This is a genomic window from Geodermatophilus sp. SYSU D00708 (assembly GCF_054050115.1).
In genome coordinates, this window is the sequence record NZ_JBJGYS010000002.1 from 286,825 (window position 1) to 302,946 (window position 16,122).

Here is a 16,122-nt window from a genome sequence, read left to right on the forward strand (position 1 = left end):
GTGCAGCACTGCTGCGGCCGGCCCTGGAGGTAGCGCGACCGGGATGTTGACGTCGATCAGCAGTCGCCGCCAGCCGGGGATGTCACGGCGGGCGTTCGGGTCGGTACCCGCGGGGGCGAGCAGCAGGCGCCCCCGCACTCGCGCCCGGCCCTGTGCTGCGCAACCCGGGTAGCCGAGGACGGTGATCGTCCGGCCTCGGCCACGGGCGCGGTCCGACAGCGCCCGGTTGACCCGGGTTTTGGGGCGGTACGGTAGGCGACCGGCGCGAGTCGCAGCGACCAGCTCGCGGGAGCAGCGGGCTGCCGCGGCATGAACGCCTCCGTCCCGACGAGCGACGGGCCGACCGTACCGACCTCGGGGAGCCGCTGGCGGCATGTCCGTCGGGCCCTCGGCCATGGCCGGCGCCACGGCCAGCTCGGCGCATACCAGCAGGCGTCCCTGCACGGGCAAGGAGGCGGGCTTCGGCGGGCTGCTGGAGAGTGGCTCAGCAACCGGATACAACGCGGGGATCGCCGGACCTTCGTAGGCCACGACACACACAGACCGCCGGCTCCTGACCTGCAGGAACCACAGGGTGAGGTTGTGTCCGAGGGGCGACATGCCACATACGCACACGGCTTCGCGGGAGCCGATGAGCGGTCGGAGGGTGTCCCTGGAGTCGTGGCCATCGAGATCTCCACGGAGATGGCACGTCGCCCGAGGAGGTGCGGAGCGGTTGCCGACGGGCGTTGTGCCGCACCGCTCCTCCGCGGTCACGCCCGTCCGCGGAGGATGCGGCGCCAGTAGACCTGCGGGAGCGCGTAGCGGTCGAACCACCACGTCGCCCGCCGGGGCTTCATCGGATCGACGAACGGCACGGACGCGGTCGGCCGGCCGTCGCGGGTGAACTCGGCGAGCATCAGCGCCCGGCGGCGCACCGTGATCGGTGTGACCGTGTACCCGTCGTACCGCTGCATCGGTGCCCCGCTCCGGTCGGCCGCCAGGTTGTGGGCCAGGATCGCGACCTGGCGCCGCAGGGCTCCGCCGGAGGGGCGCGTCGCCACGGCGGCGGCGTCGCCGAGCCCCCAGATCGACGCGTGCGAGCAGTGCCGCAGGGTGTACGGGTCGACGTCGGCCAGGCCCGGCACCGCGTCGGCCGCGAGGCCGCTGTCGGCGATCCAGCGTGGAGCCCGGTAGTGGGGGACGGCGTGGGCGACGTCGACGTCGTCGATCACCCGCCGCCCGGTGCGTGTAGCGACCGTGACGGCGTGGGCATCCGGGTCCACGCGCTCGATGCGGGCCTCGCGCAGCACCTCGACGCCGTAGGTGGCGAGAGCCCGGTCCACGACCTCGTCGGCCTCCGGAACGCCCACGGCGGACCGCTCGGGGAGGACGAGCCGGACCCGGAGGTCGCTCAGGACACCGGTGCGCCGCCAGTGGTCGCAGGCCAGGAAGAGCGGCTTGAGCGCGGTCGGACCACAGGACGCCGGCTCCGGCGGCACGGTGAAGAGCGCGGAGCCGGCGCGCAGCGACGCCAGGCTCGGCCAGACCCGCGGCGCGGCGCCAGGGACGTAGGTGGAGGTGGCCCACCCGTCGTGGTAGGCCGCCTGCAGCCCCGGAGTGGCCTCCCAGTCCTCCACCAGGCCGGGGCACAGGACGAGCGTCGAATACGGCAGGGTGCGCCTCGCACGCGTGCGCACGGTCCTGGCGACCGGGTCGACCGCCTCGACGGCGTCGCGGATCCACGCGCACCCGTCGGGGATGACGTCGGCCATCGGGCGTTCCAGGTCCGCCATCGTCGCCTGCCCACCGCCGACGTAGTTGAGCAGGGGCTTGTAGCGGTGCACCGGCTGTGGGGCGACGACGGTGACGCCCGGGGTGCCGTCGCGGACCAGTCGTGCCGCCAGGGAGATGCCGGCGTTGCCCCCTCCGACGACGAGCACCTCGTGTCGTTCCACGTCCCCTCCGGTCACGGGTTCAGGGCGGCCGGCGTCCTCGGTCGGCACGATCATCCGGCCGATCGATCCGAGCCGTGCCGGGTGGACGGCCACCGGCGCAGCCGAGGGCAGCGAGCCGACGCGGTCACGGCGCGGTGCCCGTCGGCGACGGTGTCGAAGGCGAGTCGGAACACGAGGGTCCCGATCTGCTTCCCACCGAGGCCGGCGTCGAGCAGCGGCTGGACGACCCGACGTTGCTGGGGCGAGAACTCCGCATGCAGCGTCCTTCCGGAAGACCGGCGCCGCCGGATGCACGGCAGGAACTTCCGCGAGCGGATGGCCGGACGAGTGGGATCACCCGTGCACCGCACGCCTCCCGCGGACGACGCGCCCGGGGCCGGGTCCTGCTCCGGACGATGGCGCATCCCGCGTCCGTCCGGGATCTCAGTCCCCGACGGTGGGGAGGAACTCCGGAGCCCGGCGTGCCCCGACCTCGGACTCGAAGTCGAGGGCCAGGTCCAGCACGGCGGCGTCCTCCCATCGGCTGCCGATGAAGGAGATCCCGATCGGCAGCGCCTCCTGTGGGCCGGCGAAGCCGGCCGGGACAGTGACGCTGGGGTAGCCGGCAACCGCCGCGGGGGTGGAGGACTCGTAGCCGAACGCGTCACCGATGCCGTCGATGTGCTCGTACCTGGTGACCCAGCCGGGCGTGTTCGTCAGGGCCACGATCGCCTCGAGGTCGTCCTCGGGCCCGGGCCCCTGGGCCAGAGCGTCGTCGATGGAAGCCCGGGCTGACGTGCGGATGGTGTCGCGCAGCTCGCGCACTGCCGGGTCATCAGCCGGGACGGCCGCCGCCTGCGCCTGCTCGAAGGTCTCCTGGTCGAAGGGGACCAGTTCGAGCGAGTCCTGCCGGTTGAAGGCGATGAGGCCGGCGAGATCGGCCGGGTGGTCGCCGGGGGTGGCCGCGAGATAGGCGTTGATGTCGCGGTGGAACTCGGCCAACAGCGCCGGGAACTCGCCCTCGTCGATCTCGGCCTGGTTCGCCAGCCGCACCGGGATCGGCGTGGCCCCCGCGGCCTCGATCGACTTGATCGCGGTCCCGAAGACCGCCTCGGTGGCGTCGTCGACGGCCACGGACTCCTCGGGCGTCAGCGTCAGCACGCCGATCCGCGCGCCTTCCAGCGCGTCGTCCTCCGGCTCCGCACCGCGGAGTTCTCGCCTAGGAGCCGCCAGGGTTGCTGGATCAGCAGGGTCCGGCCCGGAGATGACCTGCACGAGCAGCGCCGCATCGACGACGTGCCGGGCGATGGGTCCAGCAGTGTCCTGCTCGGCGGAGATGGGGACGACTCCGGTGCGGCTGACCAACCCGAGGGTGGGTTTGAGGCCGACGACGCCGGTGGCGCCGGCCGGGCTGACGATGGATCCATCGGTCTCGGTCCCGATGGCCACCTGGGTGAGGGAGGCGGCGACGGCCACGGCCGAGCCGGAGGAGGAACCGTTGGGGTTGCGGTCGAGAACGTGGGGGCTGTTCGTCTGCCCGCCCACAGCGCTCCAACCGCTGGTGGCATCGTGCCCGCGGAAGTTCGCCCATTCCGACAGGTTCGCCTTGCCCAGGAGGACCGCGCCGGCCTCGCGGAGCTCACGGGTGATCGTCGCGTCGTCGGGCCGGCTCCCGAGCAGGGCGCGGGAGCCGGCCGTGGTCGGCATGTCCGCGGTGTCCACGTTGTCCTTCAGCAGCACGGGGATCCCTTCGAGGGGGCTGCGCGCGCCGCTCTCCCGGCGGACCTGGTCACTGGCAGCGGCCTCGGCCACGGCGTTCGGGTTCACGAAGAGCACCGAGCCGAGCACGTCGTCGAGCTCGGCGATCCGGGCCAGGTAGGCCTGGGTGAGCTCGACCGCGGTGAAGTCCCCGGCGTCGATCCGGGACTGGATCTCGGGGATGGTGGCGGCATCGAGGTCGAGGCCGCCCAGCGACGGTGCGACGACGGCGGGACCTGTCGTCCCGGGCACCGGGTCGGCGCCGGACGACGGGACCGCCACGGCGCCGGAGAGGACCAGCAGCACTCCGGCCATGGCAGCGGTCACCGTGGCACTTCTGCTCCAGGGACAGGGGTCGAGGGCCACACGCATGGTTCCTCCCAGGCGTTCCGCGGGATGCCCCGGAGCGCACGTGCCTGGTGCCTCAGTCGGGCATACAGGACCGTCCAGCAGACGCACAGGAGACGCAGACACGGACCTCGACGGCGTCGCGTTGCGGTTCGGGAGCCGTCACGCTGCGTGGTTCGCTGGGCACAGCGCAGGCAGCGGCTACTCCGGTGGCGATGAACAGATGGCTCACCGGCGAGGCGGGCGCGTCAGATGGGACGGCGAGGCGACCGGACGCCCACCGAGCCCTCCACGGGCGCTTCCGGCACCCCGGGAGGGCACGGCACGGGGAAGCGCGTCGGCCGGCGCCGAGCGGCCGACGCGCGGCTTCTCGACGTCGTCAGCCGCTGAGTCCGCCGTCGATCGTGGAGGTCGCGGCGGTGACCATGGCGCGGGCGTCCGAGGCGGGACCGCGCGGCCCGTGCGATGCCTGCTCCGGCGATGCGATCCCAGGAGGTGCGGGGAAGGGTGCGGACCCTCGCACGGGAGGGCCTGGAGCCCCGCATTGGATGACACGATCCGGGCCATGGCATCGCCAGGGACGCCAGCGGGCACGGGCGGCACGGCGTTCGTCCTCGGTGGCGGGGGAGTGCTCGGGGCGGCCGAGGTCGGGATGCTGCAGGCGCTGTTCGAGCACGGGGTCCGGCCCGACCTGGTCGTGGGCACGTCGGTGGGCGCGATCAACGGCGCGCTCGTCGCCGCCGACCCCGCGCCGGGAACCGTGGACCGATTGCGCGGCGTGTGGGAGGAGATGGCCTCCCGGCGGATCTTCGCCGGGTCCGTGCTGGGCCGGGCACGCACGTTGGTGCGGACCCGCACGCACCTGCACCCCAGGGAGCCGCTGCGGGACCTGCTCACCGAGCACCTCCCGGTGCGCACCTTCGCCGAGCTGCGCGTGCCGTTCCAGTGCGTCGCGGCCAGCATCGAGCGGGCCGCCGAACACTGGTTCACCGAGGGTGCGCTGGTCGAGGGCGTGCTCGCCTCGTGCGCGGTGCCCGGGTTGTTGCCGCCCGTGGAGATCGACGGCGAGCACTACCTCGACGGCGGCCTGGTGCACAGCATCCCGGTCGGCCGGGCGGTCGCGCTCGGCGCCGACACCGTCTTCGTGCTGCACGTCGGGCGGATCGACCGACCGCTCCGCCCACCGACCGGGCCGTGGGAGGTCGCGCAGGTCGCCTTCGAGATCGCGCGGCGGCACCGCTTCGCCGCGGACATGGCCGCCCTGCCGCCCGACGTCACGGTGCACGTGCTGCCCTCGGGTGACCCACCTCCGTCCGGGGCGGCCAACCTGCGCTACCGCGACTTCTCCGGAGTACAGGCCCGGATCGACCAGGCGTTCCGCGCGACCCGTACCCATCTGAACCGGATCGGCGCGTCCCGGGACGGGGGAGCCTGAGGTGCTGCCGCCCCGCCGCGTCCGCCGGGTCACCGGTCCTCTCCTGGTCGCCGCACTGGTGGCCGCGGTCGGCCTGCTGCCCGCGCTCCTGGTCGTGGCGGTGGTCGCCTCGGTCTTCCTGCCCGGCCGGCTGCGCGGGCTCCGGCTGCTGGCCTTCGCGCTGGTCTACCTCGGGCTGGAGGTGGCCGGGCTCGTGGTCGCGGCGGTCCTGTGGGTGCTCAGCGGCTTCGGCCGCCGGTTGGGCACACCGCGGGCCCGGGCGGCGCACTACACCGTCCTGCGCCTGCTGCTCGACACGCTGATGCGGGTGGCGCAGCGGCTGTTCGCGCTGCGGCTGGTCACCGACGGCACGTCCTGGTCGCCGCTGGACGACGGGGTGCCTGGCTCGACCAACGCCATGGTCGTGCTCTCCCGGCACGCCGGCCCGGGCGACTCGTTCCTGCTCGTGCACACGCTGATGAATCGCGACCACCTGCGTCGGCCGCGGATCGTGCTCAAGGACGTGCTGCAGTTGGACCCGCTGATCGACGTCTACCTCAACCGGCTGCCCAACCACTTCGTCTCGGCCGATCCGGCGGCGGGGCCCAGCTCCGAGGCGGCGATCGCCGACCTGGCCCGTGACCTGGGGGAGGAGGACGCGCTGTTGATCTTCCCCGAGGGGGCGAACTTCACGGTGCCGCGCCGGACGCGGGCCATCCAGCGGCTGCGCGACCGGGGTCTGCTGGCCGCGGTCGGCCGGGCCGAGGCGATGCGGAACCTGCTGCCGCCGCGCCCGGGTGGGGTCGCCGCGGCGCTGCGCGCGGCCCCGCATGCCGATGTCGTGTTCGTCGCGCACACGGGGCTGGAACACCTGAGCACGGTCCACGATCTGTGGCGCAGCCTGCCCATGGACAAGACCCTGCACCTGCGCTGGTGGTTCGTCCCGGCCACCGAGGTGCCGCGGGACGACACTCAGCTGACGGACTGGCTGTACCGGTGGTGGGAGGCGATCGACGACTGGATCACCACCACCTCGGCAGCTCAGCGGGCGCAGGACGTACGTGGGGCCGGTGTGCCGCGGGCGCCCGACGCCGGCAGCCCGCTCAGCAGCGAGCCGACGTAGCGAGCCGGCGTCCTCGACCCACGTCACCCACCATGCCGGCCCCCGCACCGCCGGGCTGTCGGCCGACAGGGCTGCCGCGGTCCAGTGCAGCGGTCCGGCCCGGAGGAACTTGTGTCAGACGGCCGCTGGGCTCGACGACGCGGAAGCAGGGGTGGAACGTGTGACCGCTCGAGGGCTGATCGTGGCGCGCAGCACCCCCCTGGTGTCACGGGCCCTTCTCGTGGCCCGACACGAGAACGCCCCGGGCACCTGACTCGCAGGAACGCCGGGGCGAAGGAGTGTCCGAGGGGGGACTTGAACCCCCACGCCCGATAAAGGGCACTAGCACCTCAAGCTAGCGCGTCTGCCATTCCGCCACCCGGACAGGTGGGCCGCCCTCGCGAACGACCGGAGTCAGCATAACCGAGCCGCCCGGGGGGTCGGCACACCCCCGGTGGCACGATCGTCGGCATGTCGGAGCCCACCGCCGTCCCCCTCGCCCGAGCCCAGGCCGAGGTCGCCGAGCTGCTGTCCGAGCTGATCCGCATCGACACGACCAACACCGGCGACACCGCCACGGGCAAGGGCGAGCGGAAGGCGGCCGAGTGGGTCGCCGGCAAGCTCGACGAGGTCGGGATCGGCAGCGTCGTCCACGAGTCGGAGCCGGGCCGGGCCAGCCTGGTGGCCCGCATCCCGGGCGCCGACCGCAGCCGGCCCGCGCTGCTCGTGCACGGCCACCTCGACGTCGTCCCCGCCGACCCCGCCGAGTGGAGCGTCCACCCGTTCTCCGGTGAGGAGCGCGACGGCTACGTCTGGGGCCGCGGCGCGGTCGACATGAAGGACATGGACGCGATGGTGCTGGCGCTGGTCCGCGACTGGGCGCGCACCGGCGTCGTGCCCCCGCGCGACATCGTGCTGGCCTACGTCGCCGACGAGGAGGCCGGCGGCCGGCTGGGCGCGCGGTTCCTCGTCGAGGAGCACCCCGACCTGTTCGAGGGCTGCACCGAGGCGATCAGCGAGGTGGGCGGCTTCAGCATCACCGTCCGCGACGACCTGCGCCTCTACCTGGTGCAGACGGCGGAGAAGGGCCTGGCCTGGATGCGGTTGACCGCCGGCGGCAAGCCCGGCCACGGCTCGTTCGTCCACGACGACAACGCCGTCACCCGCCTGTGCGCGGCCGTGGCCCGGCTCGGCGCGCACCGCTTCCCGACCGTGCTGACCCCGCCGATGCGCCAGTTCCTCGCCGCCGTCGAGGACGCCTACGGCATCGAGATCGACCCCGACCAGCCCGAGCAGGCCCTCGCCCGCCTCGGCAGCATCAGCCGGATGATCGGCGCTGCCCTGCGCAACACGGTCAACCCCACGATGCTCGAGGCCGGCTACAAGGCCAACGTCATCCCCGGCACCGCCGCCGCCACCGTCGACGGCCGCTTCCTCTACGGGCAGGAGGAGGAGTTCGAGCGCCAGCTCGCCGCCCTCGTCGGGGAGGGCGTCCAGCGGGACTGGATCGTCCACGACCAGGCCGTGGAGACGACGTTCGACGGCCCGCTGGTCGAGCAGATGGTCACCGCCCTCAAGGCCGAGGACGACGGCGCCCGGCCGGTGCCGTTCACGATGAGCGGCGGCACCGACGCCAAGAGCTTCGAGCGCCTGGGCATGCGCTGCTTCGGGTTCTCCCCGCTGCGGCTGCCGCCCGACCTGGACTTCGCCTCGCTGTTCCACGGCATCGACGAGCGGGTGCCGGTCGAGTCGCTGCGCTTCGGCATCCGCGTGCTCGACCGGTTCCTCCGCGCCGCCTGAGCGCCGTCGGCCCGGTCCGCCCGCGACGATCACGGAGTCCGGGAGGCGACACGCCGGCGCGCGTCGGGGTGTCGCCTCCCGGACTCCATGATCGCGGCCGGCCGGCCGGCCGGGCGCGGCGGCGCGCGGGGCGGCGGGGCCGGTCGGGGCGCGGCGCGGTGCCGACGTGATGTGATCTCGACGTGACCGCCACCACACCCGGCCCCGGATCCGTCGCGCTCATCACCGGAGGGACCGGCGGTTTCGGCCGCGCCCTCGCCGGCCGGCTGCGCGAGGCGGGCGTCACCGCCGTCCTCACCGACCTCGACAGCGAGCGGGCGCGTGCCGCGGCCGCCGACCTCGGCTGCCCGTTCATGCCGCTCGACGTCACCGACCGCGCCGCCAACCGCGCGGTCGTCCAGCAGGTCGAGGCCGAGCACGGCCGCCTGGACGCGGTGTTCCTCAACGCCGGCATCGCCGGGTTCGAGTCCGCCGCGCTGTTCGACGTGGAGAGCTTCCTGCGGGTGGTCGACGTCGACCTGTTCGGCGTCGTCTACGGCACCGAGGCGGCGCTGCCGGCGCTGCAGCGGGCCGGCGGCGGCGCGATCGTGGTCACCGCCTCGCTGGCCGGACTCTCCCCGATGGCCACCGACCCCGGCTACAGCGTCGCCAAGGGCGGTGCGGTGGCCTTCGTCCGGTCGATGGCCCCCCGCCTGGCCGCGCAGGGCATCCGGATCACCGCGATCTGCCCCGGCTTCGCCGACACGGCGATCATCGACCCGCTCCGCGCGGAGTTCGAGAAGGCCGGCTTCCCGGTGCTGTCCGCCGGCGAGGTGGCCGACGCGATGCTCGCCGCCTGGGCCTCGGGCGAGCCGGGCGCGGCCTACGTCGTCCAGCCGGGCGTGGGCGCCGTCCCGTACGCGTTCAAGGGCGTGCCCAGCGCGAGGACGGCGACCGGCGAGACCGCCGTCGTCCCGGAGGCGCTGCGCCCGCCGTCCATGCGCTGACCCGCGCCGGCCCGGCCGCGATCTGCGGCAGACTGCACCATGGCCGTAGCGCGGACCCACCGCCGCACCCGGATGGGCGGGCGCGACCCGCACGAGGACCACCGGACGGCAACCCCTCTCGAGCTGCTGTTCGACCTCACGTTCGTGATCGCCTTCGGCACCGCCGGCAACGAGCTGGCGCACCTGCTCGCCGAGGGCCACGTCGGCGCCGGCGTGGCCGGGTTCGCCTTCGCCACGTTCGCCATCTCCTGGGCGTGGATCAACTTCGCCTGGTTCGCCTCGGCCTTCGACACCGACGACTGGGTGTTCCGCCTGGCCACGATGGTGCAGATGCTCGGCGTGCTGGTCCTGGCCCTCGGCCTGCCGGCGATGTTCGCCTCGATCGACGAGGGGGCCACCGTCGACAACGCGGTGCTGGTCGGCGGCTACGTGGTCATGCGGGTCGCCATGGTCTCCCAGTGGCTGCGCGCGGCCCGGCAGGCCCCCGAGCGGCGCCGCGCCTGCCTGACCTACGCGACCACGATCCTCGTCGCGCAGGCCGGCTGGATCGTGCTGCTGGTCGCGCAGACGTCGGTCGGCGTCATGTTCCTGTGGGCGGTGGTGCTGGTCCTGGTCGAGGTCACCGGCCCGGTGCTCGCCGAGCGGCGCGAGGGCGGCACCCCGTGGCACGCCCACCACATCGCCGAGCGCTACGGCCTGCTGGTCATCATCGCGCTGGGGGAGGGGCTGCTCGGCACGACCGTCGCGCTGGCCGCCGTCGTCGGGCCGGAGGGGCCCGGCTGGTCGGTCGACGTCGCCGTCCTCGGGCTGGCCGGGACGGCGCTGACCTTCGGCATGTGGTGGAGCTACTTCGTGCTGCCCTGCGGGGAGCTGCTGGCCCGCCACCGGGATCGCTCGTTCGGCTGGGGCTACGGCCACATCGTGCTCTTCGGCGCGCTGGTCGCCGTCGGTGCCGGGCTGCACGCCGCGGCGTACCTCCTCGAGGGCGCCAGCGTCCTCGGCGTGCTGGGCACGGTGCTGGCCGTCGCCGTCCCGGTGGGGGTGTACGTGCTGTCGGTGTTCGCGCTCTACGGCCAGCTGACCCGGACCTCGGACCCGTTCCACCTGCTCCTGCTGGCCGGGTCCGCCGTGCTGGTGGTGGCGGCGGTCGCCATGGCCGCGGCCGGCGCGGCGCTGGTCTGGTGCCTGGCGGTGCTGGCGCTGGCGCCGTGGGTGACCGTCGTCGGCTACGAGACCCTCGGCCACCGGCACCAGGAGCGGCTGCTCGCCGACCCCTGACCGCTACAGCCGGCAGGCGAACAGGAACGCCGGCGGCACGTTCCACGGCGAGATGCGCCCGCGGACCGAGCCGAAGCGGCGCCGCAGCTCGCCGAGCATCAGCGGCGAGTACTGGATGACCAGCACCGTGCCGCCGGGCGCGAGCACGGCCGGCAGCAGGTCCAGCACGCGGGTCCGCAGCGGCGAGGGCATCGAGGTGTAGGGCAGGGCCGAGACGACGACGTCGGCCCGCTTGCCGCCCAGGTGCACGTCGAGCTCCTCGGCCGAGTCGCACACGACCTGCAGCCGCGGGTCGTCGAAGCGCTCCTCGAGCAGCCGGGCCAGGTCAGGGTCGATCTCGACGGAGACCAGGCGGGCGTCGGGGCCCAGCCGGGCGAGGATCTCCCCGGTCTGGACGCCGGTGCCCGCCCCCAGCTCGACGACGAGGTCGGCACCGGGGACGTCGGCGAGGTCGAGCATGTCCCGGACGGCGGCCCGCGACGTCGGCAGGACGGCGCCGACCTGCCGCGGGTGGGCCAGGAAGGCCCGGAGGAAGCGCAGCCGGTCGGTGAGGTGGTCGATCATGGGTCCTCCGGGGAAGCGGGCCGCGTCCAGCGCACCCTGTCACGGCCCGGGGCACCCGGCACGCCGAACCGGTCGACTCCGGTGACCGCGGTCACCCCCGGTCTGGCAAGGTCCCCGGGTATGCGTGCATGGCGGGTCCACGAACTCGGCGAGCCCTCGGACGTCCTGACCCTCGACGAGGTCGAGCAGCCCACCCCCGGTGAGGGGCAGCTGCGGGTGCGGGTGCGGGCGGCCGCGCTGAACTTCCCCGACGTCCTGGTGGTCCAGGGCAGGTACCAGGAGCGCCCGGCGCTGCCCTTCACCCCCGGCGTCGAGCTGTGCGGGGAGGTCGTCGAGACCGGTCAGCGGGTCATCGGCTCGCCGTCCGGCGGGTTCGGGGCGTTCGCCGAGTACGCGCTGATGGACGCCGCCAACGCCTGGCCGGTACCCGAGGGGATGCCCGACGAGAAGGCCGCTGCGCTGTTCCTGACCTACCAGACCGGTCACGTGGGCCTGCACCGCCGGGCGAACCTGCAGCCGGGGGAGTGGCTGCTGGTGCACGCCGGCGCCGGCGGGGTCGGGTCGGCCGCCATCCAGCTGGGCAAGGCCGCCGGGGCACGGGTGATCGCCACCGCCGGCGGCGCCCGCAAGGTCGAGGTGTGCCGCGAGCTCGGCGCCGACCACGTCGTCGACTACACGGCCGAGGACTTCGTCCCGGTGGTCAAGGAGGTCACCGGCGGGCACGGCGCCGACGTCGTCTACGACCCGGTCGGCGGGGACGTGTTCGACCGGTCCCGCAAGTGCATCGCCTTCGAGGGCCGGCTGGTCGTCGTGGGGTTCACCAGCGGGCGGATCCCGGAGGCGCCGGCCAACCACGCGCTGGTCAAGAACTACAGCGTCGTCGGCCTGCACTGGGGCCTGTACCGCACCAAGGAACCGTCGCTGATCGCCAGCACCCACCAGGCGCTGACCGAGCTGGTCGAGAGCGGCCAGGTGGACCCGCTGGTCAGCGAGGTGCTCCCGCTCGACCAGGCCCCGCGGGCGCTGGCCAAGCTCGCCGACCGCAGCACCGTCGGCAAGGTCGTGCTGGTGCCCTGAGCCGGGACGGCGGTGCGAGGGGGATCGGGAGCCGCCGCCCCGGGGCTCAGTGCGCCGGCGCCCGGCCCAGCCGCGCCGTGGTGGCCTCGACGTCCATGCCGTGCAGGCGCAGCAGGTTCTCGCCGAGGATCTTCCGCTTGGCCACGTCGGTGAGCTGCGGGTAGCCGTAGCCCTCGCACAGGTCCTGCGGGATGGTGAAGTCCATGAAGGCGCGCAGCGCCCACTGCGGGTGGAAGATCGGCGCCTCGGAGCCGTAGACGATCTTGTCCTCGCCGCACCAGAACAGCAGCTTGCCGAGGATCTCGGCGAACATCCGCGGCGCCCGCACCAGGAAGTTGATCGTCGCCGCGAGCGAGGCGTAGAGGTTCGGGAAGCGGATCAGCTGCCAGCACGTCTCGTCGATGAACGGCAGCCCGACGTGGAAGATCACGAAGTTGAGGTCGGGGAACGCCGCGGCCGCGCCGTCCATGTCCCAGGGGCCGGCTTTTCAGATGACGACTCGGCGGTTCCCAGCCCCGCGACCCTCAGCCGGCCCGGCGGCCGTCAGCCGGCCCGGCGGCCCAGGCCGAGCGCGCGGGACACCCGGCGGGCGCCGGTGAGCAGGGTCCGGTGCACCGAGGGCCGCCCGACGGCCGACGGCCGCACCACCACGCCGACGGCGCCGGCACCGTCGGCGTCGACCGCGGCGGCCACGCAGCTCACCCCCACGGCGTACTCGCCGTCGTCGCACGCGACGCCGTCGAGCGGGGGCAGGCACAGCCGCCGGGCGTCGACGACGGTGCGCGGGGTCAGGTCGTGCAGAGGGTGCCGGGCCAGGTAGTCCTCCCGCGCCGCGGCGGGCAGCTGCCCCAGCACGGACTTGCCGATCGCGGTGGCGTGCCCGGCGTCGGGGATGCCGACCCACAGGTCGATCCGCGGGGCCCGGGGGCTGTCCACGATGTCGTCGACGACGATCTCGCCGTCCTCCCAGCGGGCCAGGTACACCGCGCCGGCCAGCTCGTCGCGCAGCCACTCCAGGGCGGGCCGGGCGTGGGCCAGGCCGCGGGCCGCCGTGCCGTGCTGCCGGACCTGGTCGATGCGGTGCCCCAGGACGTAGCTGCCGTCGTCCAGCCGCTGCAGCCAGCCCTCGTGCGGGCAGGTGCGCAGCAGGTGGTAAGTCGTGGCCAACGGGAGCCCGGCCGCCCGGGCGATCTCCTTGGCCCGGGCGCGGCCGTTCCGCTCGGCCACGACCTCCAGCATCCGCAGCGCCCGCTGTACCGACTGGATGAGCGTCGGGTGTGCGCCCATGGCCGCCCCCTCGCGGTGAGGGCCACACGATGGCCCGCGGGCGTGCCGGCGTCTAGATGTGCGGTTTCGGCAGGTAGGACAACCGCGCCCGGCGGCGCAGGATGGCCTTCCGCGTGCCGTCGGCGTGCAGCTGGAGCCGGGCGAGTTCCCAGCCCCCCGTGTCCGCCTGCAGGCTCAGCATGGTCGCCGCCGCGGACCGGGACGTGCCCGGTGGGATCCGCAGCGGCGCGAACTCGTACTCCCCGGCGACCGCCTCCACCCGGCCGATTGTGCCCCGCCCGACGCCTCCTGGTCACGTGGTCGTCATCTCCCCGCCGCCCGGGGACGGCGCACCCGGTCTGCCGTGACCTGCGCCGGACGGCAGGATGGGGACCGATCGCAGCTGCCGAGCGAGACGGAGGACCAACCGTGACCGAACCCGGCACCGACGTGCCCGACGCCGACCGCGCGGAGCAGGAGGCGCTGCTGGACCCGCCCGCCGTGTCGCTCGCCGGGGACGCGACGCCGCCCGGTGCGGACGTCCCCGAGGCCGACGCCCTGGAGCAGCAGCTCGCGGCCCGGCCCGGCGAGTCCGGCAGCCCGCTGCGATCGGTCGGGGACCGCGAGGCCGACGACGCCGACGTGCTCGAGCAGGAGGCCGACGTCCCCGTCGACGACGACGAGGGCCCGCTCTGACCTGAGCTCACCCCGCCGCGGACAGCGGCGACGGCAGGGGCTCGGGCGGGGGCACCGGCTCGGGCGGCGGCGCCGGCGTCGGCCCCGGCTCGGGCACCGGGAGCGGCGGCTCCGGCGCCGGCGGAGGCGGCCCCGGAAGCGGCGGCGGGATCGGCGGCGGGCCCGGCACGGGCGGGGTGGTCAGGCCCCCGGCCCGTCCCGGGGCCCGGTGGACGCGCGCGGACACGTCTCCCATCGCAGCCGAGGCCGACCGGGGTGCCCAGGGCCGAAAGGTGTGGTGGGGTCCTCAGGGGCCGGCGAGGAGCACGCGGGAGGCCGCCGCCGCCCCGGTGGGCACCGGCTGCGGCGCGGTGAACGGCACCTCCTGCCGGCACACCGTCGCCTCGGCGGGGAGCGTGCCGTCGATCAGGTAGGCCTCGGTGGCGGCGTCCACGCAGGGGGAGTTGCCGCCGTAGGCGGTGTGCCCGTCGCCCTCCATGGTGAGCAGCCGGGCGTTGCCCAGGTCGGCCACCAGGGCCTCGGCGCCGGCGTAGGGGGTGGCCGGGTCGTAGGTGGTGCCGATCACCAGCGGGGTCGCGGCGGACTCGGGCACGTCGAACGGACCGAGGAAGGCGTCCTCGTCGCGGGCCGGCCACAGCGCGTAGCTGACCTCGGCGTAGCCGCTGTTGGACCAGAAGTGCGGGAAGGACGCCCACGACTCCGCGCCGCGGTCCAGGTAGACCTGCAGGTCGTCGGTCGGGTACTGCTGCTCCGCGGCCCCGATGGTGAAGTAGCGATCCAGCCCGGGGTCGAACGTCCCGTCGTCCCGGCGCCCGTAGTAGGCGTCAGTGAGGGCCCGGACCGCCGAGCCGTCCCCGGCGGCGGCGTCGGCCAGCGCGGCGCCGAGCTGGCCCCACAGCTGCTTGGCGTAGATGAGCCAGAGGGTGGCGGTGCGGATGTCGTCGCCGGTGACCGGGCGCGGGTCCGCGGCGAACCCGTCGGCCGGGATCGGTGTGGTCTCGGCCGCGGCGACCAGCTGGTCGTAGGCGAGGCGGGGGTCGGCGCCGCCGAACCCGGAGCAGGCGACCTGGTCGGCGGCGCAGGCCTCGACGAAGCGGGCCAGGGCGGTCTCGAACCCGGCCGTCTGGGCGGCGATGGAGCTGAACGGGTCGTTGACGTACTGGTCGGCGTCGAGGGCGCCGTCGAGCACGAGGGCCCGCGCGCGGTCGGGGAACAGGCTGGCGTAGGTGGCGCCCAGGAACGTCCCGTAGGAGAAGCCCAGGTAGGTGAGCTGCTCGTCGCCGACGGCCGCGCGGAGGGCGTCCATGTCGCGCGCCACGTTGGCGGTGGAGACGTGCTCGAGGATCTCGCCGTTGTTGGCCAGGCAGGCGTCGACGTAGCCCTGCGCCTTGGCCACGAGGGCGTCGGCGTCGACGTCGAGCGGGGTGGGGACGGGGACGGAGTAGATGCCCTGGGTCTCCTGGTCCGCGTGGCAGTCGATGGCGGGGGTGCTCTGGCCGACCCCGCGCGGGTCGAAGCCGACGAGGTCGAAGCGGGCGTTCAGCGCGGGGAACAGGCCGGCCCCGCGGGCCTGCAGGACGTCGACGGACGCCCCGCCCGGCCCGCCGAGGTTGAGGAACAGCGAGCCGATGCGGTTGGCCGGGTCGGTGGCCGGCACCCGGGCCACGGCGATCTGCACCCGGTCGCCGTCGGGCTCGTCGAAGTCCATGGGCAGGTCCGCGGTCGCGCACTGCACGCCGGCCGCGGTGCCCTCGGGGGTGGTCCCGCAGTCGGCCCAGGTCAGGGTCGGCACCGGATCGGCCGCGGGCGCGGCGCCGGCGACGGCGGTCCCGGAGGCCGAGACGAGGGCGACGAGGGCGCCCAGGACGGCGCTGCGACGACAGGTCATCGTGATCACGGGGCCCCCAGGGACGCCGT

The 16,122-nt window shown here is 74.4% G+C and carries 14 protein-coding genes and 1 tRNA gene; 7 read left to right on the forward strand and 8 right to left on the reverse strand.

Annotated elements, in window-relative coordinates:
* Nucleotides 1-752: 752 nt before the first annotated feature.
* Together ACI79D_RS03225 and ACI79D_RS03230 are read right to left on the reverse strand one after the other, a co-directional pair.
* On the reverse strand, nucleotides 753-1,937 hold the full coding sequence (locus ACI79D_RS03225; protein ID WP_456916861.1) for an NAD(P)/FAD-dependent oxidoreductase: 1,185 nt from the start codon (nucleotides 1,935-1,937) through the stop codon (nucleotides 753-755).
* Between the two features lie 423 nt (nucleotides 1,938-2,360).
* A complete protein-coding gene (locus ACI79D_RS03230; RefSeq protein WP_456916862.1) occupies nucleotides 2,361-4,001 on the reverse strand; it encodes an amidase family protein in 1,641 nt (546 codons plus the stop codon).
* 586 nt (nucleotides 4,002-4,587) lie between these two features.
* Here ACI79D_RS03230 and ACI79D_RS03235 point away from each other — a divergent pair.
* Nucleotides 4,588-5,457: a patatin-like phospholipase family protein gene (locus ACI79D_RS03235; RefSeq protein WP_456916863.1), complete on the forward strand. Its 870-nt coding sequence runs from the start codon at nucleotides 4,588-4,590 to the stop codon at nucleotides 5,455-5,457.
* Between the two features lies 1 nt (nucleotide 5,458).
* Nucleotides 5,459-6,559, forward strand: coding sequence for a lysophospholipid acyltransferase family protein (locus tag ACI79D_RS03240; protein WP_456916864.1), 1,101 nt, complete (start codon nucleotides 5,459-5,461; stop codon nucleotides 6,557-6,559).
* Between the two features lie 279 nt (nucleotides 6,560-6,838).
* On the opposite strand, the gene ACI79D_RS03245 is transcribed toward ACI79D_RS03240, so the two are convergent.
* Nucleotides 6,839-6,923 (reverse strand) — tRNA-Leu (locus ACI79D_RS03245).
* Nucleotides 6,924-7,009: 86 nt separating this feature from the next.
* Between ACI79D_RS03245 and ACI79D_RS03250 the strand changes: the two genes are divergently transcribed.
* The 3 genes from ACI79D_RS03250 to ACI79D_RS03260 all read left to right on the forward strand — a co-directional run bounded on the left by ACI79D_RS03250 (nucleotide 7,010) and on the right by ACI79D_RS03260 (nucleotide 10,602).
* Nucleotides 7,010-8,338 carry a M20/M25/M40 family metallo-hydrolase gene (locus ACI79D_RS03250; protein WP_456916865.1) on the forward strand — a complete coding sequence of 443 codons (1,329 nt, stop codon included), beginning with the start codon at nucleotides 7,010-7,012 and terminating at the stop codon, nucleotides 8,336-8,338.
* A gap of 182 nt (nucleotides 8,339-8,520) precedes the next feature.
* Nucleotides 8,521-9,324 carry an SDR family oxidoreductase gene (locus ACI79D_RS03255; protein WP_456916866.1) on the forward strand — a complete coding sequence of 268 codons (804 nt, stop codon included), beginning with the start codon at nucleotides 8,521-8,523 and terminating at the stop codon, nucleotides 9,322-9,324.
* A 39-nt stretch (nucleotides 9,325-9,363) separates the two neighbouring features.
* Entirely contained in the window at nucleotides 9,364-10,602 is a 1,239-nt protein-coding gene (locus tag ACI79D_RS03260; protein ID WP_456916867.1) for a low temperature requirement protein A, read from the forward strand.
* Between the two features lie 3 nt (nucleotides 10,603-10,605).
* On the opposite strand, the gene ACI79D_RS03265 is transcribed toward ACI79D_RS03260, so the two are convergent.
* The gene (locus ACI79D_RS03265) at nucleotides 10,606-11,166 is read right to left on the reverse strand and encodes a class I SAM-dependent methyltransferase (protein ID WP_456916868.1); all 561 of its coding nucleotides are present in this window, start codon (nucleotides 11,164-11,166) and stop codon (nucleotides 10,606-10,608) included.
* 120 nt (nucleotides 11,167-11,286) lie between these two features.
* On the opposite strand from ACI79D_RS03265, the gene ACI79D_RS03270 reads away from it, so the two are divergent.
* On the forward strand, nucleotides 11,287-12,243 hold the full coding sequence (locus tag ACI79D_RS03270; RefSeq protein ID WP_456916869.1) for an NADPH:quinone oxidoreductase family protein: 957 nt from the start codon (nucleotides 11,287-11,289) through the stop codon (nucleotides 12,241-12,243).
* A 46-nt stretch (nucleotides 12,244-12,289) separates the two neighbouring features.
* Here ACI79D_RS03270 and ACI79D_RS03275 read toward each other — a convergent pair whose 3' ends face one another.
* The 3 genes from ACI79D_RS03275 to ACI79D_RS03285 form a co-directional block, all read right to left on the reverse strand.
* Nucleotides 12,290-12,712, reverse strand: coding sequence for an amidohydrolase family protein (locus ACI79D_RS03275; protein WP_456916870.1), 423 nt, complete (start codon nucleotides 12,710-12,712; stop codon nucleotides 12,290-12,292).
* A 74-nt stretch (nucleotides 12,713-12,786) separates the two neighbouring features.
* Nucleotides 12,787-13,530, reverse strand: coding sequence for an IclR family transcriptional regulator (locus ACI79D_RS03280; RefSeq protein ID WP_456916871.1), 744 nt, complete (start codon nucleotides 13,528-13,530; stop codon nucleotides 12,787-12,789).
* Nucleotides 13,531-13,582: 52 nt separating this feature from the next.
* A complete protein-coding gene (locus ACI79D_RS03285) occupies nucleotides 13,583-13,789 on the reverse strand; it encodes a DUF5703 family protein (RefSeq protein ID WP_135140221.1) in 207 nt (68 codons plus the stop codon).
* 149 nt (nucleotides 13,790-13,938) lie between these two features.
* On the opposite strand from ACI79D_RS03285, the gene ACI79D_RS03290 reads away from it, so the two are divergent.
* Nucleotides 13,939-14,205: a hypothetical protein gene (locus ACI79D_RS03290; protein WP_456916872.1), complete on the forward strand. Its 267-nt coding sequence runs from the start codon at nucleotides 13,939-13,941 to the stop codon at nucleotides 14,203-14,205.
* Nucleotides 14,206-14,491: 286 nt separating this feature from the next.
* Here the strand turns inward: ACI79D_RS03290 and ACI79D_RS03295 are convergent, their stop codons facing one another.
* On the reverse strand, nucleotides 14,492-16,093 hold the full coding sequence (locus ACI79D_RS03295; protein ID WP_456916903.1) for an alpha/beta hydrolase: 1,602 nt from the start codon (nucleotides 16,091-16,093) through the stop codon (nucleotides 14,492-14,494).
* Nucleotides 16,094-16,122: the final 29 nt, after the last annotated feature.